The organism is Thiobacillus denitrificans DSM 12475 (genome assembly GCF_000376425.1).
Classification (GTDB): Bacteria; Pseudomonadota; Gammaproteobacteria; order Burkholderiales; family Thiobacillaceae; genus Thiobacillus; species Thiobacillus denitrificans.
In genome coordinates, this window is the sequence record NZ_AQWL01000005.1 from 299698 (window position 1) to 318760 (window position 19063).

Consider the following 19063-nt stretch of genomic DNA (forward strand, 5'->3'; position numbering starts at 1 on the left):
CGGCCGCCTAAGCGGCGAGCTGTGCGGCTATCCGTACCAGTTCCGCCTTCTCGCTGCGCAGATTGCCGATCTCGTCCTTGATCTGCGCCATGCGGCCGTGCAGCGTACCCATGTTTTCGAGAATGCGCTGCAGGCTGGCCAGCCGCGTGTCGAGGTACTGCTTGTGCTCGCGGATGCGCGTCATGATGGGGTCGAGTGCGATGCGCAGCCAGCGCTCGGCTTCCACCCGCGCCAGTTTGAAGGCGCTGCGCGCCTCCTCGGCCAGCCCAGCATAAAAACGCCGGATCATGAAACGTTTTTCCAGCATCAGGTTGGCGGGGTCCGTGCAGAAGGCTTCGGTTTCGCGCATCAGGGTTTCCAGCCGGTTGCGGTAGGCGCCCAGGTCCAGCCGCGGCACCTGCATTTTCGGCAGCCGGTGCTGGCGGTGAAACCGCATGTAGGCCTGGTCGAGCGCATCCAGCATGTTGTCGGCCAGCTGGGTCGCCTGCTGGAAGCGTGCGCCCATCTGCTCGCTCAGCTGGCGGATGCCGCTGGTCAGCCCGCGCGTCGTCCAGCTGCCTTCCATCGTCTCACGCGCAGTCTTCAGGATCGCATCCAGCGTATCTTCCGACACGTTCGACAGCAGGTGCGCACCCTGGCCCTCCAGCATTTTCCGGGTTGCGCGGAACTGTTCGGCGGTGGCGTCGTAACTGTCTTTCTCCTGCTGCAGATTGGTGCGCGTCTGTTCGATCAGTTCGCGGTTCTTGCCCGACAGCTGGATCAGCTGGATCAGCTCGTCGCTGCTGTGCTTGAGCCGCGCGGCCAGATCCACCCGGCTCTCGTCGAGCAGGGCGGCCACCTCGCGGCTGACCGCGTGGTAAAGCATGTCGCGCCGCGCCGGGATCACCTGGTGCGCCAGCAGGTACTCCAGCGACTCGATGCCGGAGCGCACGCGCAGGGCGGCGTCGCCGCGTATCGTGGCCGCCAACGCCTTCTGCGCCGACACCGCGAACACCCGGCTGCGCGGCAGCTTCAGCACGCGCGCGGTTTCCTCGGCCTGCCGCTCGATGCTGGCCTGCACCTCGGAATCGCTCTTCAGCTCGTCCCACAGCATGTCGATCTTGTTCAGCACCGCCACGTGGTAGTTGGCATGGCGGTGGACATGTTTCTGCCAGATTTCCAGATCCGAGCGCGTCACCCCGGTATCGGTCGCCAGCAGATACATCACCGCATGCGCATTCGGAATCACCGACAGCGTGAGTTCGGGTTCGGCGCCCAGTGCGTTGAGCCCGGGCGTATCGAGTATCGTCAATCCGGCCTGCAGCAACGGATGCGGGTAGTTGACCATGGCATAGCGCCAGGCGGGTACGTCCACGGTGCCGTCGGCGCGCAGCAGGTGGCGCTCGCTGGCATCTTCGCCGTTCCATAGCCCCAGTTCGATGGCTTCCACCGCCGGCAGCGGCTTGGTCTCGGTGAGCTTTTTCAGGCTTTCCTGCAGTTGGCGCGGATCGGCCGGATCGAGCAGTACCCGGCACCACTCGATCGGCATGTGTTTCAAGCGCGCCAGCGATTCGCTGCGGCGCCGTGTTTCGATTGGCAGCAGGCAGAGGCTGGGCATTTCATCGGGACTGGCAAACAGTTCGGTCGGGCACATGGTGGTGCGTCCGGCGTCGGACGGCAGCAGGCGCTGGCCATGGTTGGCAAAGAACAGGGCGTTGATGAGTTCGGTCTTGCCGCGCGAAAATTCGGCGACAAACGCCACCACCAGCTTGTCCTGGCGCAGGCCGGAGGCGGTATCGGCCAGGCGCAGGGTACGCTCGGCGTCGATGCCGTGCTGGCGGTCGAGCCAGTCGGCGTAGTCGGTGATCGCGGTTGCCAGCCGCAAGCGCCGCTCGCTGTACTCGGCGACTTCCTGTTCCAGGTGGATGCTCATGTTTGTCTGTTTTTCTCGATTTCACGCCAGGGGGCTTCGACACCGCATACCGCCACGGTTTTCTGCCGCGAACTTTCGCCCCGTACCAGGCGCACCGCCGACTTCGGCACCCCCAGCTGCGCGGCCAGCCAGGCCAGCAGATGCGCATTCGCCTTGTTATCGACGGGCGGCGCGGCAATCTTTAATTTCAGCCGCCCGCCATGCTCGCCGACCGCGGCCGTCAGCTTTGCTCCGGGCTGCACATGCAGGTCGAGCAGCCAGCCGGCACCGTCGCGGCGTGCCCAGACAGGGGCCTGTTCCTCCTCAGAGCGCGCCAAGCAACGCCCGCTCCAGCGCCAGCACCGGCACCATCAGCACCAGCTGGCACACGATGAACAGCACCAGCGGGGTCAGATCGACCTGGGCGACCGTGGGCACGATGCGCCGCAACGGACGCAGGAACGGTTCGGTCAATTCATACACGACCGGCATCAGCGGCGTATTGCTGTTGACCCACGACAGCACCGCGCGCACCAGGGTCAGGCCGATAATCAGGTAGATCGCCAGGCTCAGCAGCCGTACCGCCGCCAGCCCCAGCATCACCGGCCACACCCTGGCGCCGGCCAGCGCAAAGGGAAAGCCGTCCAGCCAGTACACCGCCGTCACCACGACCAGTTCGACCAGCAGCGCCACCACCAGGCATGCCCAGTCCAGGCCGAACAGGCCTGGCACCATCCGGCGCAGCGGCTTCACCGCGAAATCGGTGATGGCGACGATGAATTGCGCGAAGGGATTGCGAAACGGCACCCGGAACAACTGCATCATGAAGCGCAGCAGCACCGCAATCACGAACAGGTTGCCCAGCGTCTGGATGAGGAAAGCGAATGCGCCCGAAATCATGCGAGCCGCCCCAGTTCGTCGCCAAGCTCGGCGCTGCGCCGGCTGGCCGCTTCCACTGCCTGGCCGATGGCCTGTTTGACCGCCGCCGCCTCCAGCGCGGCAATGCCGCGTTCGGTGGTGCCGCCCCGGGAGGTGACGCGCTGGCGCAGCACGGCGGGTTCCTCGCCCGACTCCAGCGCCAGCTTGGCCGCGCCGAAGAAGGTCTGCAGCGCCAGCTGGCGCGCGGTGGCGGGCGTCAGACCCTGGGCCACGGCTGCGGCTTCAAGCGATTCGATGCAATAGAACACATAGGCCGGGCCGCTGCCCGAAACGGCGGTGACCGCATCCAGCTGCGGCTCGTCCTCCACCCACACCACGCCGCCGACGGCACGCAGCACCGCTTCGGCCTGCGAGCGCGCATCCTGGCCGACCGCAGGCGGCGCAAACAGCCCGGCGACCCCGGCCTGCACCAGCGCCGGGGTGTTGGGCATGGCGCGCACAACGCGCTCGTGCCCTCCCAGCCAGCGGGCGAGATCGGCCACCCGTACCCCGGCGGCAATCGACACCACCAGCTGGCCGGCAAGGCGCGGCGCCAGTGCCGCCGCTACCTCGGGCAGGGTCTGCGGCTTCACTGCCAGCACGACCAGGGAGTGCAACCGCGCCTGCGACAGGTCCGTGTGGGTCACGACGCCGAAACGCGCGGACAATTGCGCCCGCGCATCGGCGTTGATTTCCACCACCTCGATGTCGGTAGGCTGGGTGCCGCTGGCGATCAGGCCGCCCACGATGGCGGCGGCCATGTTGCCGCCGCCGATGAAACTCACTTTATGCATGTTTGATTACCCTCTCGCCAAATAACGCGGTGCCAATCCGCACGATGGTCGCACCCTCCTCTATTGCCGCCTCCAGATCGGCCGACATGCCCATCGACAGGGTGTCGAGCGCATGGCCGCGCGCAATCAGCGCATCCAGTGCCTCGCGCACTTGCCGGAATGCCGCGCGCTGCGCGCCAACATCCGACGCCGGCGCGGGGATGGCCATCAACCCGCGCAGCCGCAATCCTGGCAGATTCGAGACGGCATCCGCCAGCGCGGGCAGTCCGGCCGGAGCCACCCCGCCCTTGCTCGCCTCGCCGCTGACGTTCACCTCGATGCACACCTGCAACGGCGGCAAAGCGGCCGGGCGCTGCGCCGACAGCCGCTCGGCAATCTTCAGGCGGTCGATACCGTGTACCCAGCTGAAGCGCTCGGTGATTGCCCGTGTCTTGTTGCTCTGGATCGGTCCGATAAAGTGCCAGATCAGCGGCAGATCGCGCAAGGCGGCCTGCTTTTCCAGCGCTTCCTGCAGATAGTTCTCGCCGAATTCGCGCTGGCCGCAGGCTGCCATAGCACGTACCGCTGCCGCATCGAAGGTCTTGCTCACCGCCAGCAGATGCACCGTTGCCGCATCGCGTCCGGCGGCGGCGGCGGCGTCCGCAATCCGCGCCTGCACGGCATGCAAACGCTTGGCCGGCATGGAATCCGCAGCCGTCATCCCGGACTCAAGTTTGCGTGTTTTCGGGCCGTTATCCATAGCGCTTATTATCTGACAAAACCCCATCCAACACTGAACGAGGCACGCGTGGACATTTCCGAACTGCTGGCATTTGCCGTCAAGAACAAGGCGTCCGACCTGCACCTGTCGGCGGGTCTGCCGCCGATGATCCGTGTCAACGGCGACATCCGCCGCATCAACCTGCCGCCGATGGAGCACAAGGACGTGCACCGCATGGTGTACGACATCATGAACGACAGCCAGCGCAAGGTATACGAGGAAACGCTGGAAATCGACTTCTCGTTCGAGATCCCTTCGCTGGCGCGCTTTCGTGTCAACGCCTTCAACCAGCAGTATGGTGCGGGAGCGGTGTTCCGGACGATTCCGTCCAAGGTGCTGACGCTGGAGGAACTCAACTGCCCCGCCATCTTCAAGGAAATCTCCGATCAGCCGCGCGGCATCGTTCTCGTCACCGGCCCCACCGGTTCGGGCAAGTCGACCACGCTGGCGGCGATGATGGATTACGTCAACGAAAACCAGTACGCGCACATCCTTACGGTCGAGGATCCGATCGAATTCGTCCACCAGAGCAAGAAATGCCTGATCAACCAGCGCGAGGTCGGGCCGCATACGCTGTCGTTCAGCAACGCGCTGCGCTCGGCATTGCGGGAAGACCCGGACGTCATCCTGGTGGGCGAACTGCGCGACCTGGAAACCATCCGCCTGGCGCTCACCGCAGCCGAAACCGGCCACCTGGTGTTCGGCACGCTGCACACCTCGTCCGCCGCCAAGACCATCGACCGCGTGGTCGACGTGTTCCCCGCGGCAGAGAAGGAAATGGTGCGCTCGATGCTGTCCGAGTCGCTGCGCGCGGTGATCTCGCAGACCTTGCTGAAAACCAAGGACGGCAACGGCCGTGTCGCCGCACACGAGATCATGATCGGCACCCCGGCCATCCGCAACCTGATCCGCGAAAACAAGGTCGCGCAGATGTATTCGTCGATCCAGACCGGCGGCAACCTCGGCATGCAGACGCTCGACCAGAACCTGCAGGACCTGGTCAAGCGCAATGTCATTTCCTCCGGCGTGGCGCGCAACGCGGCACAGAACAAAGATGCATTCCTGGGTTGAGGGCTGAACAATGAACGCCGAGAAAACCGTCCACGACCTGCTGCGCCTGATGCTGACGAAGAATGCATCCGACCTCTTCATCACTGCCGGCTTTCCGCCCGCCATCAAGATCGACGGCAAGATCACCCCGGTGTCGAACCAGAGCCTGACCCCCGCCCACACCAGCGAACTCGCACGCGCGATCATGAACGAGCGGCAGTGGAAAGATTTCGAGGCGACCAACGAATCCAACTTCGCGATCAGCCCGCCCGAGATCGGCCGCTTCCGCGTCAACGTCTTCGTGCAGCAGGGCCGGATCGGCATCGTGATGCGGACGATCAACACCAAGATCCCCAAACTGGAAGAGCTCAACCTGCCGCCTATCCTCAAGGACGTCGCCATGATCAAGCGCGGCCTGGTCATCTTCGTCGGCGGCACCGGCACCGGCAAATCGACCTCGCTCGCCGCGCTGGTGGGCTACCGCAACGAAAACGACGCCGGCCACATCATCACGGTCGAAGACCCGATCGAGTACGTGCACGAGCACCGGAAATCCATCATCACCCAGCGCGAAGTCGGCATCGACACCGATAACTGGTTCTCCGCGCTGAAGAACACGCTGCGCCAGGCGCCCGACGTCATCCTCATCGGCGAAATCCGCGACCGCGACACCATGGAATACGCCATCGCCTTCGCCGAAACCGGCCACCTCTGCCTGTCCACGCTGCACGCCAACAGCGCCAACCAGGCGCTCGACCGCATCATCAACTTCTTCCCCGAGGAGAAGCGCGACCAGTTGCTGATGGACCTGTCGCTCAACCTCAAATCCTTCATCTCGCAGCGCCTGGTTCCGAGGAAGGGCAGCAACGGCCGCGTCGCCGCGGTCGAGATCCTGCTCAACTCGCCACTGATCGCCGACCTCATCTTCAAGGGCCATGTCCACGAGATCAAGGAGATCATGGCGAAGTCGCGCGAACTCGGGATGCAGACCTTCGACCAGGCGCTGTTCGACCTCTACGAAGCCGGGCTGATTTCGTACGAGGACGCGCTACGCAACGCCGACAGCCTCAACGACCTGCGCCTGCAGATCAAGCTGCACGGCCAGGAGGCGAAGGGACGCGACATGATGGCGGGGCTGGATCACCTCGATATTGTTTGAGGCGTTGGGGATGGAAAAGGAAACGGGGTGTATTGCACCCCGTTTCCTTTTTGGTTTCCGGAACTGCTAGTGATGATCCTATTGCAGCTTCACCACGCAGCGTGGATCACCGCGAAATCGTGGTCTGTCCCCTATTTTTCCCAACGTTTGGAGTAACCGGCGCGCTTCAGTCGCGTCTAGGTTTGACTGAGATGTTGGATGGCATGACGTTCAATTCACTTTGCTACTGGCCGTTTTGCAAGAGCCTCAGCCAAGAAACCGAAGAGGCGTGCTTCATTGAGTTGCTCAGTTAGCGTCAAGATATCTTTTCCAAGCGATGTAAGCTCATTAGCAGTCGGAATAGGTTGCCAACTATGATCGTTTGCATGGCGAAACGGCTCGCCGTCAAGCTCCTTTCCCCAAACGCTATGGATAAACTCATTTCTCTTATCGGAAACACGCTTGCATCGTTCCATAAGCGCTTGCAACTTTAAAAGTGCCTCACCTTCTCCAAGGCGCTGTCGAGCTATGGTCTTAATCCGATCTCGAAGCTTTGCAGCACCATCGTATACCGTAGCGTCTAAAGCTTCTGTAACCTCAAGATTCGCCAACGTCTTTATTGTCATTCGCAAGATGCGTGTCAGATGCTCGTGGCGAAGACTTAACTCTCCATAGGCAGCAAGGAGATCTTTGTCTTCTGGCACGTGGAACATCATCATCTTTGCCATGGTGGTCGCACCGTAAAAATGGGGTCAGATACCATTGTCGCTGGCAGCCCCAGCGTCTGACTTTTTCGTCTTCATCGACCCCGCAATCACCTTGTACTGCAGGAAGCGCGTCTCGATGGGTCCGTTGAACAGCGGGATGCGTCGGCTCGCCTTCAGACCCATCAGCTTCGGCAGCAACGGATCGCCAGAAATGATCCATGCCTCCCAGCCGGCGAAGTTCTGCTTCAGCCAGTCGCCGAGCAGCGGATACCACTCGGCCAGTTCTTCGGCCTCGCCGATGCGCTCGCCATAGGGCGGGTTGGTGACAATGGTGCCGACCGGGGTAGGCGGCTTGAGGTCCAACACGTCGGAGACCTTGAGTTCGATGCCGGCATAGCCGGCGGCGGCGAGGTTGTTGCGCGCCTTGTCGAGCACCCAGCGGTCGTGGTCGGCGCCGAAGATCGGCAGCGTCGTCAGCGGCTTCTCCTGCGCCTTCGCCTCCGCCTTGATGCGCTGCCACAGCGCGGCGTCGAAGTCGCGGTAGTGCTCGAAGGCGAAGTGGCGGCTGCGCCCCGGTGCCCGGTTCAGCGCCATGTCGGCCGCTTCGAGCAGGATGGTGCCGGCGCCGCACATCGGATCGAGCAACGGCGTGCCGGGTTCCCAGCCGGACAGCAGCAACAGGCCGGCGGCAAGGTTTTCCTTGATCGATGCGGCGCTGGCCTCGCGCTTGAAGCCGCGCTTGAACAGCGGTTCACCCGAGGTGTCGAGGTAGAAAGTCACCGCGTCCGGGGTGAAGAAGGCGTACACCGGCACGTCGGGCGCTTCGGTGTCGACGCTCGGGCGTTCGCGCGTTTCCTCGCGGAAGCGGTCGCAGATCGCGTCCTTGATCTTCAGCGTGATGAAGTTGAGGCTTTTCAGCGGCGCGTTCTGCGCGCCGACCTTGACCGCGATGGTCTTCTTCACATCGAACCAGTCCGGCCACGGCAGGTCGAGCGCGGCGCGGTAGATGTGCTCTTCCTTCTTGTAGCGGGTGTAGCCGACCTTGCGCAGGATGCGGGTGGCGATGCGCGAGCTGAGGTTGGCGCGCATCTCGGCGGCGGCGTCAGCCATGAACAGCACGCCGGCCGGCAGCTGGCGCACCACCTGCGCGCCGGCGGCGTTCAGTTCGGCGACCAGCAGTTCCTCCAGCCCGCGCGGGCAGGTGGCGAAATGGCTGGCGGGCGGCAATGTCTCACGCTCGGGGCGGACGGGATGCGGCGCGGGTTTACGGCGGGGTTCGGGTTTCAAGGAATGCTCTCAAGAACGATTTATCCGCGGAGTATGCGAAGAAACGTGAAGAAAAAACAAGAATCGCTTTCGGTTTTCTTCGCGGCCCTTCGCGTCCTTTATGCCCTTCGGGTATTCGCGGATGAAAAAAAGAAGTTAAAACGGCTTCAGCACGACCAGCAGCACCACGACCAGCAGCACGATCACCGGGATTTCATTGAACCAACGGAACCAAGTGTGCGATTTCCGGTTCTGTCTTGCTTCAAACTGCCGCAACAGGCTTTTGCAGACATGGTGATAGCCGATCAGCCCGCCGACCAGCGCGAGCTTCGCCCACAGCCAGCCCATCGTCGGCAGCCAGTACGCCAGCCATAGCCAGACGCCGGTAATCAGCGTCAGCCACATGATGGGGGTGACGAACCGGTACAATTTGCGCGCCATCAGCAGCAGGCGGTCGTAGGCGGCATCGTTGGTTTCCATCGCCAGATTGACGAAGATGCGCGGCAGGTAGAACAGCCCGGCAAACCAGCTCACCACCATCACGATATGAAACGATTTCAGCCACAGCATGGATAGACAAGCCACCGATTTAATAAAAACAGCCAAGAAGTGGACGCCGAGTCCGCTGACCCTGATTTTACTGGGTTTGATCGCGTACCTGTGGTTTCGCCCGCCGGCCGACGTCAGCGAGGAGAACCGCCCCGCCCCGCCCTGGCAGGTGATGCTGCCCGATGGCCGGGCGCTGACCAGCGACGCTCTCAAGGGCAAGGTCGTGCTGGTGAACTTCTGGGCAACCTGGTGCCCGTATTGCCGCAAGGAAAAGCCGGCGATCGACCGTTTCTGGCAGGACTACCGGGCAAGGGGCTTCGAGGTCGTCTCCATCAGCGTCGACGACCCGCCGGAAAAAATCGCCGCCTGGATGCAGGACAAGGAGTATGCTTTCATGGCTGCACCGACCAATGCCTCGGTCGCCCACGCATTCGGCAACGTGCAAAGCGTGCCGACCTCGTTCATCGTCGACACCGACGGCCGCATACGCCACAGGATTGCCGGACAGGTGCATTATCCGCGGCTGGAAAAGCTGGTCACGCCGCTGCTGAACCCGGCCACACAACCTGGAAAACGATGATGGACGCCCGCCTCAACGAACTCGAAGCCAAGCTTGCGTTTGCCGAAGATATGATCGAGACGCTCAACCAGACCGTGATTCGCCAGCAGGGACAACTCGATTTGCTGCAGCAGCAGCTACGCCTGCTGCACCAGCAATGCCAGGCGGTACTGCCGGAGGAGGCGCGCACCCTGCGCGATGAAATCCCGCCGCACTACTGAAACCTCACACCTGGACTGCGATCTTGAGCACCACCTTGTGGATCATGCCCGGACCCACCAGCGGCGCGTGGGCATCGTCGGGGAAGAACATGCAGAACGCACCTGGCGGCGTGGCGATCCAGCTTGACGGCGCGTCGCTGAAGAAGCGGATGTCGCGCGCCGCATCGTAATCCGTCGCCGGGTCCACGCACGCGGCCAGCGGCTTCCAGCCCATTTCGTCGACGCCTTCCAGTACCAGCTGGATGTCGATGTAACGGCGATGGCATTCCAGCTTCGCCTCCGCCCGCGTGCGGCCGGCGCAGGCCTCGACGATGGCGAAGAGCTGTTCACCCTGTATGCCGTGTTTGCCGGGCGCGAGCGCTGCCAGGTCGGTATTGCGCAGGAAGTCGAAGGCACGCGCAAACAGCGGATGCAAAGTGCGGTAGCGGTCGGCCTCGGCCAGGTTTGCCAGAATCATTGCGTGCTCAGCGGCTGATCGGCTTGTAGCGGATGCGCTTCGGTTTGGCCCCTTCCTCGCCCAGCCGCTTCTTCTTGTCGGCCTCGTATTCCTGGTAGTTGCCGGGGAAGAAGGTCACCTGCGAGTCGCCTTCGAAGGCGAGGATGTGGGTGGCGATGCGGTCGAGGAACCAGCGGTCGTGCGAGATCACCAGCACGCAGCCGGCGAATTCGAGCAGCGCGTCTTCCAGCGCGCGCAGGGTTTCCACGTCGAGGTCGTTGGACGGTTCGTCGAGCAGCAGCACGTTGCCGCCGGCGATCAGCGTCTTCGCCAGATGCAGCCGGCCGCGCTCGCCGCCGGACAGGTTGCCGACCCGCTTCTGCTGGTCGCCGCCCTTGAAGTTGAAGCGCCCCAGATAGGCGCGCGACGGCGTTTCGTAGCGGCCGACCGTGAGGATGTCGCGGCCTTCGGCGACCTCGTCGAACACGGTCTTGTCGGCACTCAAGGCGTCGCGGCTCTGGTCGACATAGGCGAGCTTCACCGTCTGGCCGATCTCGACTTCGCCGCTGTCGGGCTTCTCCTGCCCGGTGATCATCTTGAAGAAAGTCGACTTGCCGGCGCCGTTGGGTCCGATGATGCCGACGATGGCGCCGGGCGGCACGCTGAAGGAGAGGTTGTCGATCAGCAGGCGATCGCCGAAGGATTTCGACACGTTATGGAAATCGATCACCTTGTCGCCGAGACGCTCGCCGACCGGGATGAAGATTTCCTGCGTCTCGTTGCGCTTCTGGTATTCGACCGAATTCAACTCCTCGAAGCGGGCCAGACGCGCCTTCGATTTGGCCTGGCGCGCCTTGGGGTTCTGCCGCACCCATTCCAGTTCCTGCTTCATCGTCTTGATGCGGCCGAGTTCCTGCTTGGACTCGGTCTCCAGCCGCGCTTCCTTCTGCTCGAGCCAGCTGGTGTAGTTGCCCTTCCACGGGATGCCGTGGCCGCGGTCGAGTTCGAGAATCCACTCGGCGGCGTTGTCGAGGAAGTAGCGGTCGTGCGTCACCGCCACCACGGTGCCCGGATAGCGCACCAGGAACTGCTCCAGCCAATCGACCGATTCGGCATCGAGGTGGTTGGTCGGCTCGTCCAGCAGCAGCATGTCGGGATTCGACAGCAGCAGCTGGCACAGCGCGACGCGGCGCTTCTCGCCGCCGGAGAGGTTGCCGATCACCGCGTCCCACGGCGGCAATCTCAAGGCATCCGCCGCAATTTCCATCTGGGTGTCGAGGTCGGCGCCGGCGGTGGCAAGGATCGCCTCGCACTTCGCCTGCTCCTCGGCGAGCTGGTCGAAGTCGGCGTCCGGCTCCGCATACGCCGCGTAGATCTCGTCGAGCCGCGTCTTCGCGGAAACGATCTCGCCGAGCCCGGCCTCGACCGCCTGGCGCACCGTATGCGCGGGGTCGAGCTGCGGCTCCTGCGGCAGGTAGCCAATGCGGATGCCCGGCATCGGGATCGCCTCGCCCTCGATGTCTTTATCGACGCCGGCCATGATGCGGATCAGCGAGGATTTGCCGGAACCGTTGAGGCCCAAGAGGCCGATCTTGGCACCGGGGAAAAACGAGAGAGAAATGTCCTTCAGGATCTGCCGCTTGGGCGGCACGATCTTGCCGACCCGGTTGAGGGAATACACGTATTGCGCCATGAAAAAATAAATCCGGAAGAAGTTAGTGGTTGTTTGCGCCCGGACACGCGTCAAACGCGCAGTCGTTGTCCGGGTTGCGGCTGACATAGCTGCCGTCGGCGCACTGCTTGACGTCCGCGGCACATGCACCGGCTTTGTCCGGCAGTGGCGGCGGCGGTGGTGCCGGGGGCAAAGGCTTGCCCGCAGCGGGCTGCGATGCCGGCTTGGCCGCCGGGTCTGCGCCGGCCAGGCCGCACCCGTTCAGCGTGAACAGCAGCACGGCTGCAGCGAGGGCTCTCGTCATGACAGTTCCCGGTCGAGCAAGGCCTTCAGCTTGACGAAATCGAGTTCGCCCAGCTTCTGTTCGAGGATGTGGCCGTCCTTGCCGATGATGAAACTGGTGGGCGTCAGCTGCACGTTGCCGAAGGCGCGGGCGTGCTCGCCGTTGAGGTCGAGCGCCACCGGAAACGGCAGTTGGCGCGTCTGCACGAAATTGGTCACATAGTTGGGCGGGTCGTAGCTCATCGCCACCGCGACGATTTCGAAGCCGCGGCTCCTGTACTGGTTGTAGGTTTCGATCATGCCCGGCATTTCCTTGATGCAGCCGGGGCAGGAGGTCGCCCAGAAGTTGACCAGCACGACCTTGCCGCGCAGCTCATCGAGCACGATGGGCTTGCCCTCCAGCGTGGTGAAGGTGGCGGCCGGCGCGCTGGACTTGTCCATCAGGGCATAGACCAGCGCGCCGACGATGGCGAGCACGGCAACGGCGACGAGTAGCGGTTTGGTGTATTTCACGGGCTTTTACCTTGTAAACGTGCGACTTGAATCCTGCACCTAGGATTGATATGACCGCGCCAGCGCGACATAGTGCTCGGCCGAATAGCTGAAGTAGGCGATTTCTTCCGTGGTCAGCGCACGTACCAGCTTGGCCGGGCGCCCCAGATACAGATGGCCGGATTCGAGCACCTTGCCTTCCGGTACCAGCGAACCGGCGCCCAGCAGCACGTGTTTCTGCACCACCGCGCGGTCGAGAATGATGCTGCCCATGCCGATCAGGCATTCGTCCGCTATGGTGCAGGCGTGCAGGATGACCGTGTGCCCCACCGTCACGCGCGCGCCGATGAGCAGCAGCCCGCCCGCCGGATTGGCTGGCGTCCTGTGCGATACGTGCAGCACGCTGTTGTCCTGGATGTTGCTCGCCTCGCCGATGCCGATCGCATTGACATCGCCGCGGATCACCGCGCCCGGCCATATCGAGGCGTCGCGGCCGAGCGTAACCTCGCCGATCACCGTGGCGCGCGGGTGCACCCAGGCGCCGGCGGCGAGCGTCGGGGCAACGCCGTGATGCGGCGCCAGCGATTGAGCATAAACCTTGTCTGTCATGGGGTTGAAAATCCGTCTACCAGCCGAAAGTATAATTCCCTTCCCCCTCACTGTTGGTTGTCGCCATGAATACCCCGATGGGCATAAACCCCCTGCTCGACTTTTCCGGTCTGCCCCGTTTCGCCGAATTCAAACCCGAATTCGTCACTCCCGCCATCGACCAGCTGCTGGGCGAGTGTCGCGCCGCAGTGGCACGTGCCGAGTCGCCCGACACCCCGGCCGAATGGGACGCCTTCGTCGCCCCGCTCGACGATGCCAACGAGAAACTCGGTCGCGCTTGGGGCCAGGTGTCGCACCTGCATTCGGTGATGGATTCGCCCGAACTGCGCGAAGCCTACAATGCCAGCCTGCCCAAGATCACCGTGTACTACGCCGAACTGGGGCAGAACGAGGCGCTCTTTGCCAAGTTCAAGGCGCTCAAGGCGCGTCCCGATTTCGCCGCGCTGTCCGCCCCGCGGCAGAAGATCGTCGATAACGAGTTGCGCGATTTCCGCCTCGGCGGTGCCGAATTGCCGGCCGACAAGAAGGCCCGTTTCATGCAGATTCAGGAGGAACTGTCCCAGCTGTCGGCCAAGTTCGAGGAAAACCTGCTCGACGCCACCAATGACTTCGCCTTGTTCATCGACGATGCCGCCGAGCTCGGCGGTGTGCCGGCCGACGTGCTGGCCGCCATGAAAGCCGCGGCCGAAGCCGACGGCAAGACCGGCTGGAAGATCACCCTGCACATGCCGTCCTATCTGCCGGTGATGCAGTACGCCGACAATCGCGGCCTGCGCGAGCGGATGTACCGCGCCTACGTCACCCGCGCCTCCGAATTCCCCTCGGCCACCTCTCCCGAGGGCAAGGCTGAATTCGACAACACGCCGTTGATCGCTGCCATCCTCAAGCTGCGGCGCGAAGCGGCCGGGCTGCTGGGGTTCAGAAGCTACGCCGAGGTATCGCTGGCGGCCAAGATGGCCGACACCCCGGCCGAAGTGCTGAAATTCCTCGACGAGCTCGGCGCCCGCGCACGGCCCTATGCCGAGAAGGACTTCGAGGAACTGAAAGCCTTCGCTCGCGACGAACTCGGTTTGAGCGAGCTGCAGGCCTGGGACACCACCTATGTGTCGGAAAAACTGAGCATTGCCCGCTACAGTTTTTCCGACCAGGAGGTGAAGCAGTACTTCCCCGAGCCGCGCGTGCTGGCCGGGCTGTTCAAGCTGATCGAGACGCTCTACGGCCTGTACGTGCGCGAAGACATGGCGCCGGTGTGGCACCCGGACGTCAAGTTCTACACGCTCAGCGACCACGCCGGCCAGCGTGTCGGCCAGTTCTACCTCGACCTCTACGCACGCGCATCCAAGCGCGGCGGCGCCTGGATGGACGATGTCATCACCCGCCGCAGGAAGGGGGGCGGCATCCAGACCCCGGTCGCCTACCTCAACTGCAACTTCTCGGCGCCGGTCGGCGGCAAACCCGCCCTGTTCACCCACGACGAGGTCATCACCCTGTTCCATGAAACCGGCCACGGCCTGCACCACCTGCTGACGCAGATCGAGGAGCTTGGCGTCTCCGGCATCAACGGCGTCGAGTGGGACGCGGTCGAGCTGCCGAGCCAGTTCATGGAAAACTTCTGCTGGGAATGGGACGTGCTGAAGCACATGACCGCCCACGTCGACAGCGGCGAAGCGCTACCCAAGGCGCTGTTCGACAGGATGCTGGCGGCGAAGAATTTCCAGTCCGGCCTGCAGACGCTGCGCCAGATCGAGTTCGCCAGCTTCGACATGCACCTGCACGACGACTTCGATCCCAACGGCAAGCGCACGGCGCAGGATCTGATCGAGGACATCCGCAGGAAGGTCGCGGTCATCATTCCGCCCGCCTACAACCGCTTCCCCAACAACTTTTCGCACATCTTCGCTGGCGGCTACGCAGCCGGCTACTACAGCTACAAGTGGGCGGAAGTGCTGTCGGCCGACGCCTACGCGCTGTTCGAGGACGAGGCCGAAGGCTACGGCGGCGTGGTGAACCCGGAAGTCGGCCATCGCTTCTGGAGCGAGATCCTCGCCCAGGGCGGCGCCCGCCCGGCACTCGAATCGTTCAGAGCCTTCCGCGGCCGCGAGCCCACCATCGACGCGCTGCTGCGCCATAACGGCATGGCATGAGCGCGGTTGCTGCCAGCTTGCTGGCTTGAGTGCGCGGCTGTTGCCGATTTATCGGCGTGACACCACGACGCCCCTTGCGGAAACAGCCACGGCGGGCTTTCATGCCCTTCAGGGCACTCGCAGGTAAAGCCCTGCCCGGTTATGGCCGTTAGAGCAGAGAATCAGGTCTTTCGGAGCACGGCATGAAAGCGGGACTCATCATGGTAGCGGCCTGGCTGGCGGTGGCGAGCACCCCGCTTGCCGCCGCCCAGCTGTATCAATGGAAGGACGCACAAGGCCGCGCGGTGTACAGCGACCAGCCCCCCCCACCCAGCATCAGGAATGCACAGCAGAAAGCCTTCAAGGGCAGCGTCATCGAGGTTGGCGAATCCTATGCCGCCAGAACCGCGCGTGAGAAATACCCGGTCACCCTGTACGCCAGTGCCTGCGGCGCGCCCTGCGACCAGGCGCGGCAACTGCTGAACGAGCGCGGCGTTCCCCATAGCAACAAGGATCCGCAAGCCAGCTCCGAAGCGCAGGCCGAACTGCAAAAACTTACCGGACGTTTGAACGTTCCGGTGCTCGTGGTCGGCAGCGACAAGCTGGACGGCTTTGAGACCGGGCAATGGCAATCCACGCTCGACCGCGCCGGCTATCCCAAATCCGCCTTGCCGGGCCGCAAACCGGAACCGGCCGCCGCACCCAGTCCTGCGGCCCCGGCTCCGGCCAAACCCTAAGCGCCGTTCCTCCGGGCGTTAAAGCACATACCAGCCCCCTGAGCCTGCCGCAGTTCCAGCGGCGGCCCTGAAGGACTCCGATCCACTATGAGCTAAAGCTCATGTGGAGTCGTATGCGCTAAACTCGGCGCCATGAAACTCGCCGCCTGGAACGTCAACTCCCTCAAGGTCCGCCTGCCCCAGCTGCTGGATTTTCTCGCCACCCGCCAGCCCGACGCGGTGTGCCTGCAGGAGACCAAGCTCACCGATGACAACTTTCCGGTCGCCGAACTGGAAGCGGCCGGCTATCGCGTCGCCTTCGCCGGGCAGAAAACCTACAACGGCGTCGCCATCGTCAGCCGCGCCGAACCGAGCGAGGTCGGCATCGGCATCCCGGGTTTCGAGGACGAACAGAAGCGCGTCATTGCCGCCACCGTCGACGGCGTACGGCTGGTGTGCGTGTATTGCCCCAACGGCCAGAGCCTCGACTCCGACAAATATCCCTACAAGCTCGCCTGGTTCGACGCGCTGGCCGCGTGGCTGAAGGACGAACTGACGCGCCACCCCCGGCTCGCCGTGCTCGGCGATTACAACGTCGCGCCGGAAGACCGCGACGTGCACGATCCCCAGGCCTGGGAGGGATGTGTGCTGGTATCGGAACCGGAGCGCGAGCGCTTCCGCAATCTGCTGGCGCTGGGCCTCAAGGACAGCTTCCGCCTGTTTGAACAGCCCGAGAAAAGCTTCTCCTGGTGGGATTACCGCATGATGGGCTTCCGCCGCAACCATGGCCTCAGGATCGATCACATCCTGCTTTCCTCGCCCCTGGCGGCCACCTGCATCTCAAGCACGATCGACCGCGACATGCGCAAACTGGAACGGCCATCGGATCACGCACCGGTAGTCGCCGAGATTGGAAACTGAAGTCCTTGCGATCGACTCCGCCCGACAAGCGAACATCCGTCGAAATAATGGAAATCAGACCGATGGGGGAAATGTAACGGCACTATCGGCCAGGAGCAGAGGCCACTGTGGTACCCAACCGTCGTTTGTCCGGCCAACGGCGGCGACGGGCTTTCGATATCCATCCGCTTCGATTCCCGATGCCCATGGCCGTCCGGTTCACTTGAGCAAACCTTCCTCGGCCAGCGCCTGCTGCACCGCCGGTCGCGCCGCCACGCGGCTCTGATAGGCCGTCAGCACGGGCCAGGGCGAAAGATCGAAGCCGACATGCGGCGCCCACGAAGTCACCGTGAAAAGGTAGGCGTCCGCTATGGTGAATTGCTCGCCCATGAGATAAGGCTGCGTCTCAAGTACCGCCGCGACATGAGTGAAACGCTGGGCCAGTCGCTCTATGAACAAGGCCTTGCAGTCGGGCGGTACGCGCGAGTCGAACAGGGACGAATAGGTCTTGTGCAGCTCGGTGGAGATGAAGTTCAGCCACTGCATGAGGCGGTACCGCGCCCGGCTGCCGTAAGCCGGCGCGAGTTCCTTGTCTTCGGCCTGATCTGCCAGATACTGCACGATGACCGGCCCTTCCGTGAGCACATCGCCGTCCGCCAGAGCCAGCGCGGGCACATAGCCATCCGGATTGATCTTGCTGTAGTCCTCGCCGGATTCTGTTCGGCCGGTCCCTAAGTCGACGCGTACCAGCTCCACAGGCATGCCAATCTCGATCGCCACGATGTGGGGGGAAAGAGAGCAGGCTCCCGGACTGTAATAGAGTTTCATGGCATTGCCTCCTAAAGTTGAGAGAAGTGGGGAGTTGGTAGGTATAGCACCTGCTCGTTACCACCGCAGGAGGTGGTCGCCGGGTGGTCTATTGAGCGGAGCCGGCTCCGCGTAGCGTTCCGGCAGGTCCGGATGGGTGGCCGGCCATGCACATCAGTGGCTTCTGCCCGGCCAGCATAGGCTGCTTTCACATGACGAATATCGACGCGGAGAGAGAGAGAGCATGCTCGATGAAGCAACGGGCGCTTTCAGGTACGGCGCTACTGGCGGTCCACGCGCAACCTTGCGCGGGTGGATTCACGTAAACGGTCACGAATGGAGAGCAGAAAGCTGGCGTTCGGTAAGATTACCCGGCCTTTGCCCAGTAACGAATCCATAGCGGAACCCGTCCACTCAAATCTCCAGCATCGCCCTCGGCCGAGGAAGCGCCGAACACTGCAATCGGCCCGGGTTTCGCTGCTTGACCCAATGCAGACAGCCCAATCCGCCAATACCTGCTTCCTCTCCCGCCAAAAACAGGATCAGTACTGCACCACCGCCGGGTCGAGACTACGCCACAGATACCAGGTGGCGACCGTGCGCCACGGCGCATGGCGCTCGCCATGCCGACGTAGCGCCTTGGGGGTGGGCCGCTCGCCGCCGAGATAATGCAGGGCGACGGCCTTCTGCAGGCCGATGTCGTCGACCGGCCAGACGTCGGGGCGGCGCAGGCTGAAGATGAGGAACATCTCGGCGGTCCAGCGACCGATGCCGCGCACGTCGATGAGTTCGGCGATGACGGCCTCGTCTTCCATTTTCTTCCAACGTACCGGGTCGATGCGGCCATCGACGAAATGTCCGGCCAGATCGCGCAGGTATTCCGCCTTGCGGCGCGACAGGCCACAGGCGGCAAGCGCCTCCAGTTCGAGCGTGACGATGCGTTCCGGGCTGACGGTTTGCGCGTATCCGGCGAAACGCGCCCACACGCTGTCGGCCGCCTTGACTGAAATCTGCTGGCCGACGATGGCACGTGCGAGGGTCTGGAAGGGATCGCCGCGATCGTCCAGCACGGCATCGGGATAGCGCGCGATGAGCGCGGCCATCACCGGGTCGGTTGCCGCGAGTTCGGTGCAGGCGGTATGCCAATAGGCAGGGGAGCGGATTTTCATGAAA

22 protein-coding genes are annotated in these 19063 nt (G+C 63.5%); 7 read left to right on the forward strand and 15 right to left on the reverse strand.

Annotation, left to right across the window (positions count from 1 at the left end; all coding sequences use genetic code 11):
* Positions 1-7: 7 nt before the first annotated feature.
* The 5 genes from B059_RS0110330 to B059_RS0110350 are packed head-to-tail and all read right to left on the reverse strand — an operon-like array spanning position 8 to position 4303.
* Positions 8-1912: a dynamin family protein gene (locus B059_RS0110330; RefSeq protein WP_018078178.1), complete on the reverse strand. Its 1905-nt coding sequence runs from the start codon at positions 1910-1912 to the stop codon at positions 8-10.
* A complete protein-coding gene (locus B059_RS0110335; protein WP_018078179.1) occupies positions 1909-2229 on the reverse strand; it encodes a DUF167 domain-containing protein in 321 nt (106 codons plus the stop codon). The genes B059_RS0110330 and B059_RS0110335 overlap by 4 nt, the downstream gene beginning before the upstream one ends.
* Positions 2216-2791: a YggT family protein gene (locus tag B059_RS0110340; protein ID WP_018078180.1), complete on the reverse strand. Its 576-nt coding sequence runs from the start codon at positions 2789-2791 to the stop codon at positions 2216-2218. Before B059_RS0110340 ends, B059_RS0110335 begins: the two co-directional genes overlap by 14 nt.
* On the reverse strand, positions 2788-3603 hold the full coding sequence (gene proC, locus B059_RS0110345) for a pyrroline-5-carboxylate reductase (RefSeq protein WP_018078181.1): 816 nt from the start codon (positions 3601-3603) through the stop codon (positions 2788-2790). Before proC ends, B059_RS0110340 begins: the two co-directional genes overlap by 4 nt.
* Positions 3596-4303, reverse strand: coding sequence for a YggS family pyridoxal phosphate-dependent enzyme (locus B059_RS0110350; RefSeq protein WP_245538773.1), 708 nt, complete (start codon positions 4301-4303; stop codon positions 3596-3598). Before B059_RS0110350 ends, proC begins: the two co-directional genes overlap by 8 nt.
* 87 nt (positions 4304-4390) lie before the next feature.
* Here B059_RS0110350 and B059_RS0110355 point away from each other — a divergent pair, with 87 nt between their 5' ends.
* Positions 4391-5434: a type IV pilus twitching motility protein PilT gene (locus tag B059_RS0110355; protein ID WP_018078183.1), complete on the forward strand. Its 1044-nt coding sequence runs from the start codon at positions 4391-4393 to the stop codon at positions 5432-5434.
* 10 nt (positions 5435-5444) lie between these two features.
* Positions 5445-6572: a PilT/PilU family type 4a pilus ATPase gene (locus B059_RS0110360; protein ID WP_018078184.1), complete on the forward strand. Its 1128-nt coding sequence runs from the start codon at positions 5445-5447 to the stop codon at positions 6570-6572.
* 215 nt (positions 6573-6787) lie between these two features.
* On the opposite strand, the gene B059_RS0110365 is transcribed toward B059_RS0110360, so the two are convergent.
* The 3 genes from B059_RS0110365 to B059_RS0110375 form a co-directional block, all read right to left on the reverse strand.
* On the reverse strand, positions 6788-7279 hold the full coding sequence (locus B059_RS0110365) for a hypothetical protein (protein WP_157273667.1): 492 nt from the start codon (positions 7277-7279) through the stop codon (positions 6788-6790).
* A gap of 24 nt (positions 7280-7303) precedes the next feature.
* On the reverse strand, positions 7304-8545 hold the full coding sequence (locus B059_RS0110370; protein WP_018078186.1) for a THUMP domain-containing class I SAM-dependent RNA methyltransferase: 1242 nt from the start codon (positions 8543-8545) through the stop codon (positions 7304-7306).
* A gap of 135 nt (positions 8546-8680) precedes the next feature.
* A complete protein-coding gene (locus B059_RS0110375) occupies positions 8681-9094 on the reverse strand; it encodes a CopD family protein (protein ID WP_018078187.1) in 414 nt (137 codons plus the stop codon).
* Between B059_RS0110375 and B059_RS0110380 the strand changes: the two genes are divergently transcribed.
* Both B059_RS0110380 and B059_RS0110385 read left to right on the forward strand, forming a co-directional pair.
* Entirely contained in the window at positions 9093-9653 is a 561-nt protein-coding gene (locus B059_RS0110380) for a TlpA family protein disulfide reductase (RefSeq protein WP_026177438.1), read from the forward strand. The two genes, B059_RS0110375 and B059_RS0110380, sit on opposite strands and share 2 nt — an antisense overlap.
* A complete protein-coding gene (locus B059_RS0110385; protein ID WP_211206896.1) occupies positions 9650-9853 on the forward strand; it encodes a SlyX family protein in 204 nt (67 codons plus the stop codon). Before B059_RS0110380 ends, B059_RS0110385 begins: the two co-directional genes overlap by 4 nt.
* Before the next feature lie 4 nt (positions 9854-9857).
* Here B059_RS0110385 and B059_RS0110390 read toward each other — a convergent pair whose 3' ends face one another.
* Genes B059_RS0110390 through B059_RS0110410 form a run of 5 tightly spaced genes read right to left on the reverse strand, consistent with a single transcriptional unit; the run spans position 9858 to position 13344 of the window.
* Entirely contained in the window at positions 9858-10310 is a 453-nt protein-coding gene (locus B059_RS0110390) for a NanQ anomerase/TabA/YiaL family protein (RefSeq protein WP_018078190.1), read from the reverse strand.
* Positions 10311-10317: 7 nt separating this feature from the next.
* A complete protein-coding gene (ettA, locus tag B059_RS0110395) occupies positions 10318-11982 on the reverse strand; it encodes an energy-dependent translational throttle protein EttA (RefSeq protein ID WP_026177439.1) in 1665 nt (554 codons plus the stop codon).
* 22 nt (positions 11983-12004) lie between these two features.
* Entirely contained in the window at positions 12005-12265 is a 261-nt protein-coding gene (locus B059_RS0110400) for a hypothetical protein (protein ID WP_026177440.1), read from the reverse strand.
* Complete coding sequence (locus B059_RS0110405; RefSeq protein WP_018078191.1) at positions 12262-12756, reverse strand: peroxiredoxin family protein; 495 nt, start codon at positions 12754-12756, stop codon at positions 12262-12264. The genes B059_RS0110400 and B059_RS0110405 overlap by 4 nt, the downstream gene beginning before the upstream one ends.
* Before the next feature lie 39 nt (positions 12757-12795).
* The gene (locus tag B059_RS0110410; RefSeq protein ID WP_018078192.1) at positions 12796-13344 is read right to left on the reverse strand and encodes a gamma carbonic anhydrase family protein; all 549 of its coding nucleotides are present in this window, start codon (positions 13342-13344) and stop codon (positions 12796-12798) included.
* Positions 13345-13409: 65 nt separating this feature from the next.
* Between B059_RS0110410 and B059_RS0110415 the strand changes: the two genes are divergently transcribed.
* The 3 genes from B059_RS0110415 (at position 13410) to xth (ending at position 17104) form a co-directional block, all read left to right on the forward strand.
* The gene (locus tag B059_RS0110415) at positions 13410-15488 is read left to right on the forward strand and encodes a M3 family metallopeptidase (protein ID WP_026177441.1); all 2079 of its coding nucleotides are present in this window, start codon (positions 13410-13412) and stop codon (positions 15486-15488) included.
* A 182-nt stretch (positions 15489-15670) separates the two neighbouring features.
* The gene (locus B059_RS0110420; RefSeq protein WP_018078194.1) at positions 15671-16204 is read left to right on the forward strand and encodes a glutaredoxin family protein; all 534 of its coding nucleotides are present in this window, start codon (positions 15671-15673) and stop codon (positions 16202-16204) included.
* A 132-nt stretch (positions 16205-16336) separates the two neighbouring features.
* Complete coding sequence (gene xth / locus B059_RS0110425; RefSeq protein ID WP_018078195.1) at positions 16337-17104, forward strand: exodeoxyribonuclease III; 768 nt, start codon at positions 16337-16339, stop codon at positions 17102-17104.
* A gap of 198 nt (positions 17105-17302) precedes the next feature.
* Here the strand turns inward: xth and gstA are convergent, their stop codons facing one another.
* Together gstA and B059_RS0110435 are read right to left on the reverse strand one after the other, a co-directional pair.
* On the reverse strand, positions 17303-17911 hold the full coding sequence (gstA, locus tag B059_RS0110430; RefSeq protein ID WP_018078196.1) for a glutathione transferase GstA: 609 nt from the start codon (positions 17909-17911) through the stop codon (positions 17303-17305).
* A gap of 521 nt (positions 17912-18432) precedes the next feature.
* Complete coding sequence (locus B059_RS0110435) at positions 18433-19059, reverse strand: DNA-3-methyladenine glycosylase family protein (RefSeq protein ID WP_018078197.1); 627 nt, start codon at positions 19057-19059, stop codon at positions 18433-18435.
* Between the last annotated feature and the right edge of the window lie 4 nt (positions 19060-19063).

What these genes read in the sequence shown, in the direction of transcription:
- B059_RS0110350 (WP_245538773.1), bottom strand. Translation starts at nt 4,303, where the DNA reads ATGACGGCTGCGGATTCCATGCCGGCCAAGCGTTTGCATGCCGTGCAG.
- B059_RS0110380 (WP_026177438.1), top strand. Translation starts at nt 9,093, where the DNA reads ATGGATAGACAAGCCACCGATTTAATAAAAACAGCCAAGAAGTGGACG.
- proC (WP_018078181.1), bottom strand. Translation starts at nt 3,603, where the DNA reads ATGCATAAAGTGAGTTTCATCGGCGGCGGCAACATGGCCGCCGCCATC.
- B059_RS0110435 (WP_018078197.1), bottom strand. Translation starts at nt 19,059, where the DNA reads ATGAAAATCCGCTCCCCTGCCTATTGGCATACCGCCTGCACCGAACTC.
- B059_RS0110415 (WP_026177441.1), top strand. Translation starts at nt 13,410, where the DNA reads ATGAATACCCCGATGGGCATAAACCCCCTGCTCGACTTTTCCGGTCTG.
- B059_RS0110385 (WP_211206896.1), top strand. Translation starts at nt 9,650, where the DNA reads ATGATGGACGCCCGCCTCAACGAACTCGAAGCCAAGCTTGCGTTTGCC.
- B059_RS0110410 (WP_018078192.1), bottom strand. Translation starts at nt 13,344, where the DNA reads ATGACAGACAAGGTTTATGCTCAATCGCTGGCGCCGCATCACGGCGTT.
- B059_RS0110340 (WP_018078180.1), bottom strand. Translation starts at nt 2,791, where the DNA reads ATGATTTCGGGCGCATTCGCTTTCCTCATCCAGACGCTGGGCAACCTG.
- gstA (WP_018078196.1), bottom strand. Translation starts at nt 17,911, where the DNA reads ATGAAACTCTATTACAGTCCGGGAGCCTGCTCTCTTTCCCCCCACATC.
- xth (WP_018078195.1), top strand. Translation starts at nt 16,337, where the DNA reads ATGAAACTCGCCGCCTGGAACGTCAACTCCCTCAAGGTCCGCCTGCCC.
- B059_RS0110390 (WP_018078190.1), bottom strand. Translation starts at nt 10,310, where the DNA reads ATGATTCTGGCAAACCTGGCCGAGGCCGACCGCTACCGCACTTTGCAT.
- ettA (WP_026177439.1), bottom strand. Translation starts at nt 11,982, where the DNA reads ATGGCGCAATACGTGTATTCCCTCAACCGGGTCGGCAAGATCGTGCCG.
- B059_RS0110375 (WP_018078187.1), bottom strand. Translation starts at nt 9,094, where the DNA reads ATGCTGTGGCTGAAATCGTTTCATATCGTGATGGTGGTGAGCTGGTTT.
- B059_RS0110360 (WP_018078184.1), top strand. Translation starts at nt 5,445, where the DNA reads ATGAACGCCGAGAAAACCGTCCACGACCTGCTGCGCCTGATGCTGACG.
- B059_RS0110365 (WP_157273667.1), bottom strand. Translation starts at nt 7,279, where the DNA reads ATGGCAAAGATGATGATGTTCCACGTGCCAGAAGACAAAGATCTCCTT.
- B059_RS0110330 (WP_018078178.1), bottom strand. Translation starts at nt 1,912, where the DNA reads ATGAGCATCCACCTGGAACAGGAAGTCGCCGAGTACAGCGAGCGGCGC.
- B059_RS0110400 (WP_026177440.1), bottom strand. Translation starts at nt 12,265, where the DNA reads ATGACGAGAGCCCTCGCTGCAGCCGTGCTGCTGTTCACGCTGAACGGG.
- B059_RS0110420 (WP_018078194.1), top strand. Translation starts at nt 15,671, where the DNA reads ATGAAAGCGGGACTCATCATGGTAGCGGCCTGGCTGGCGGTGGCGAGC.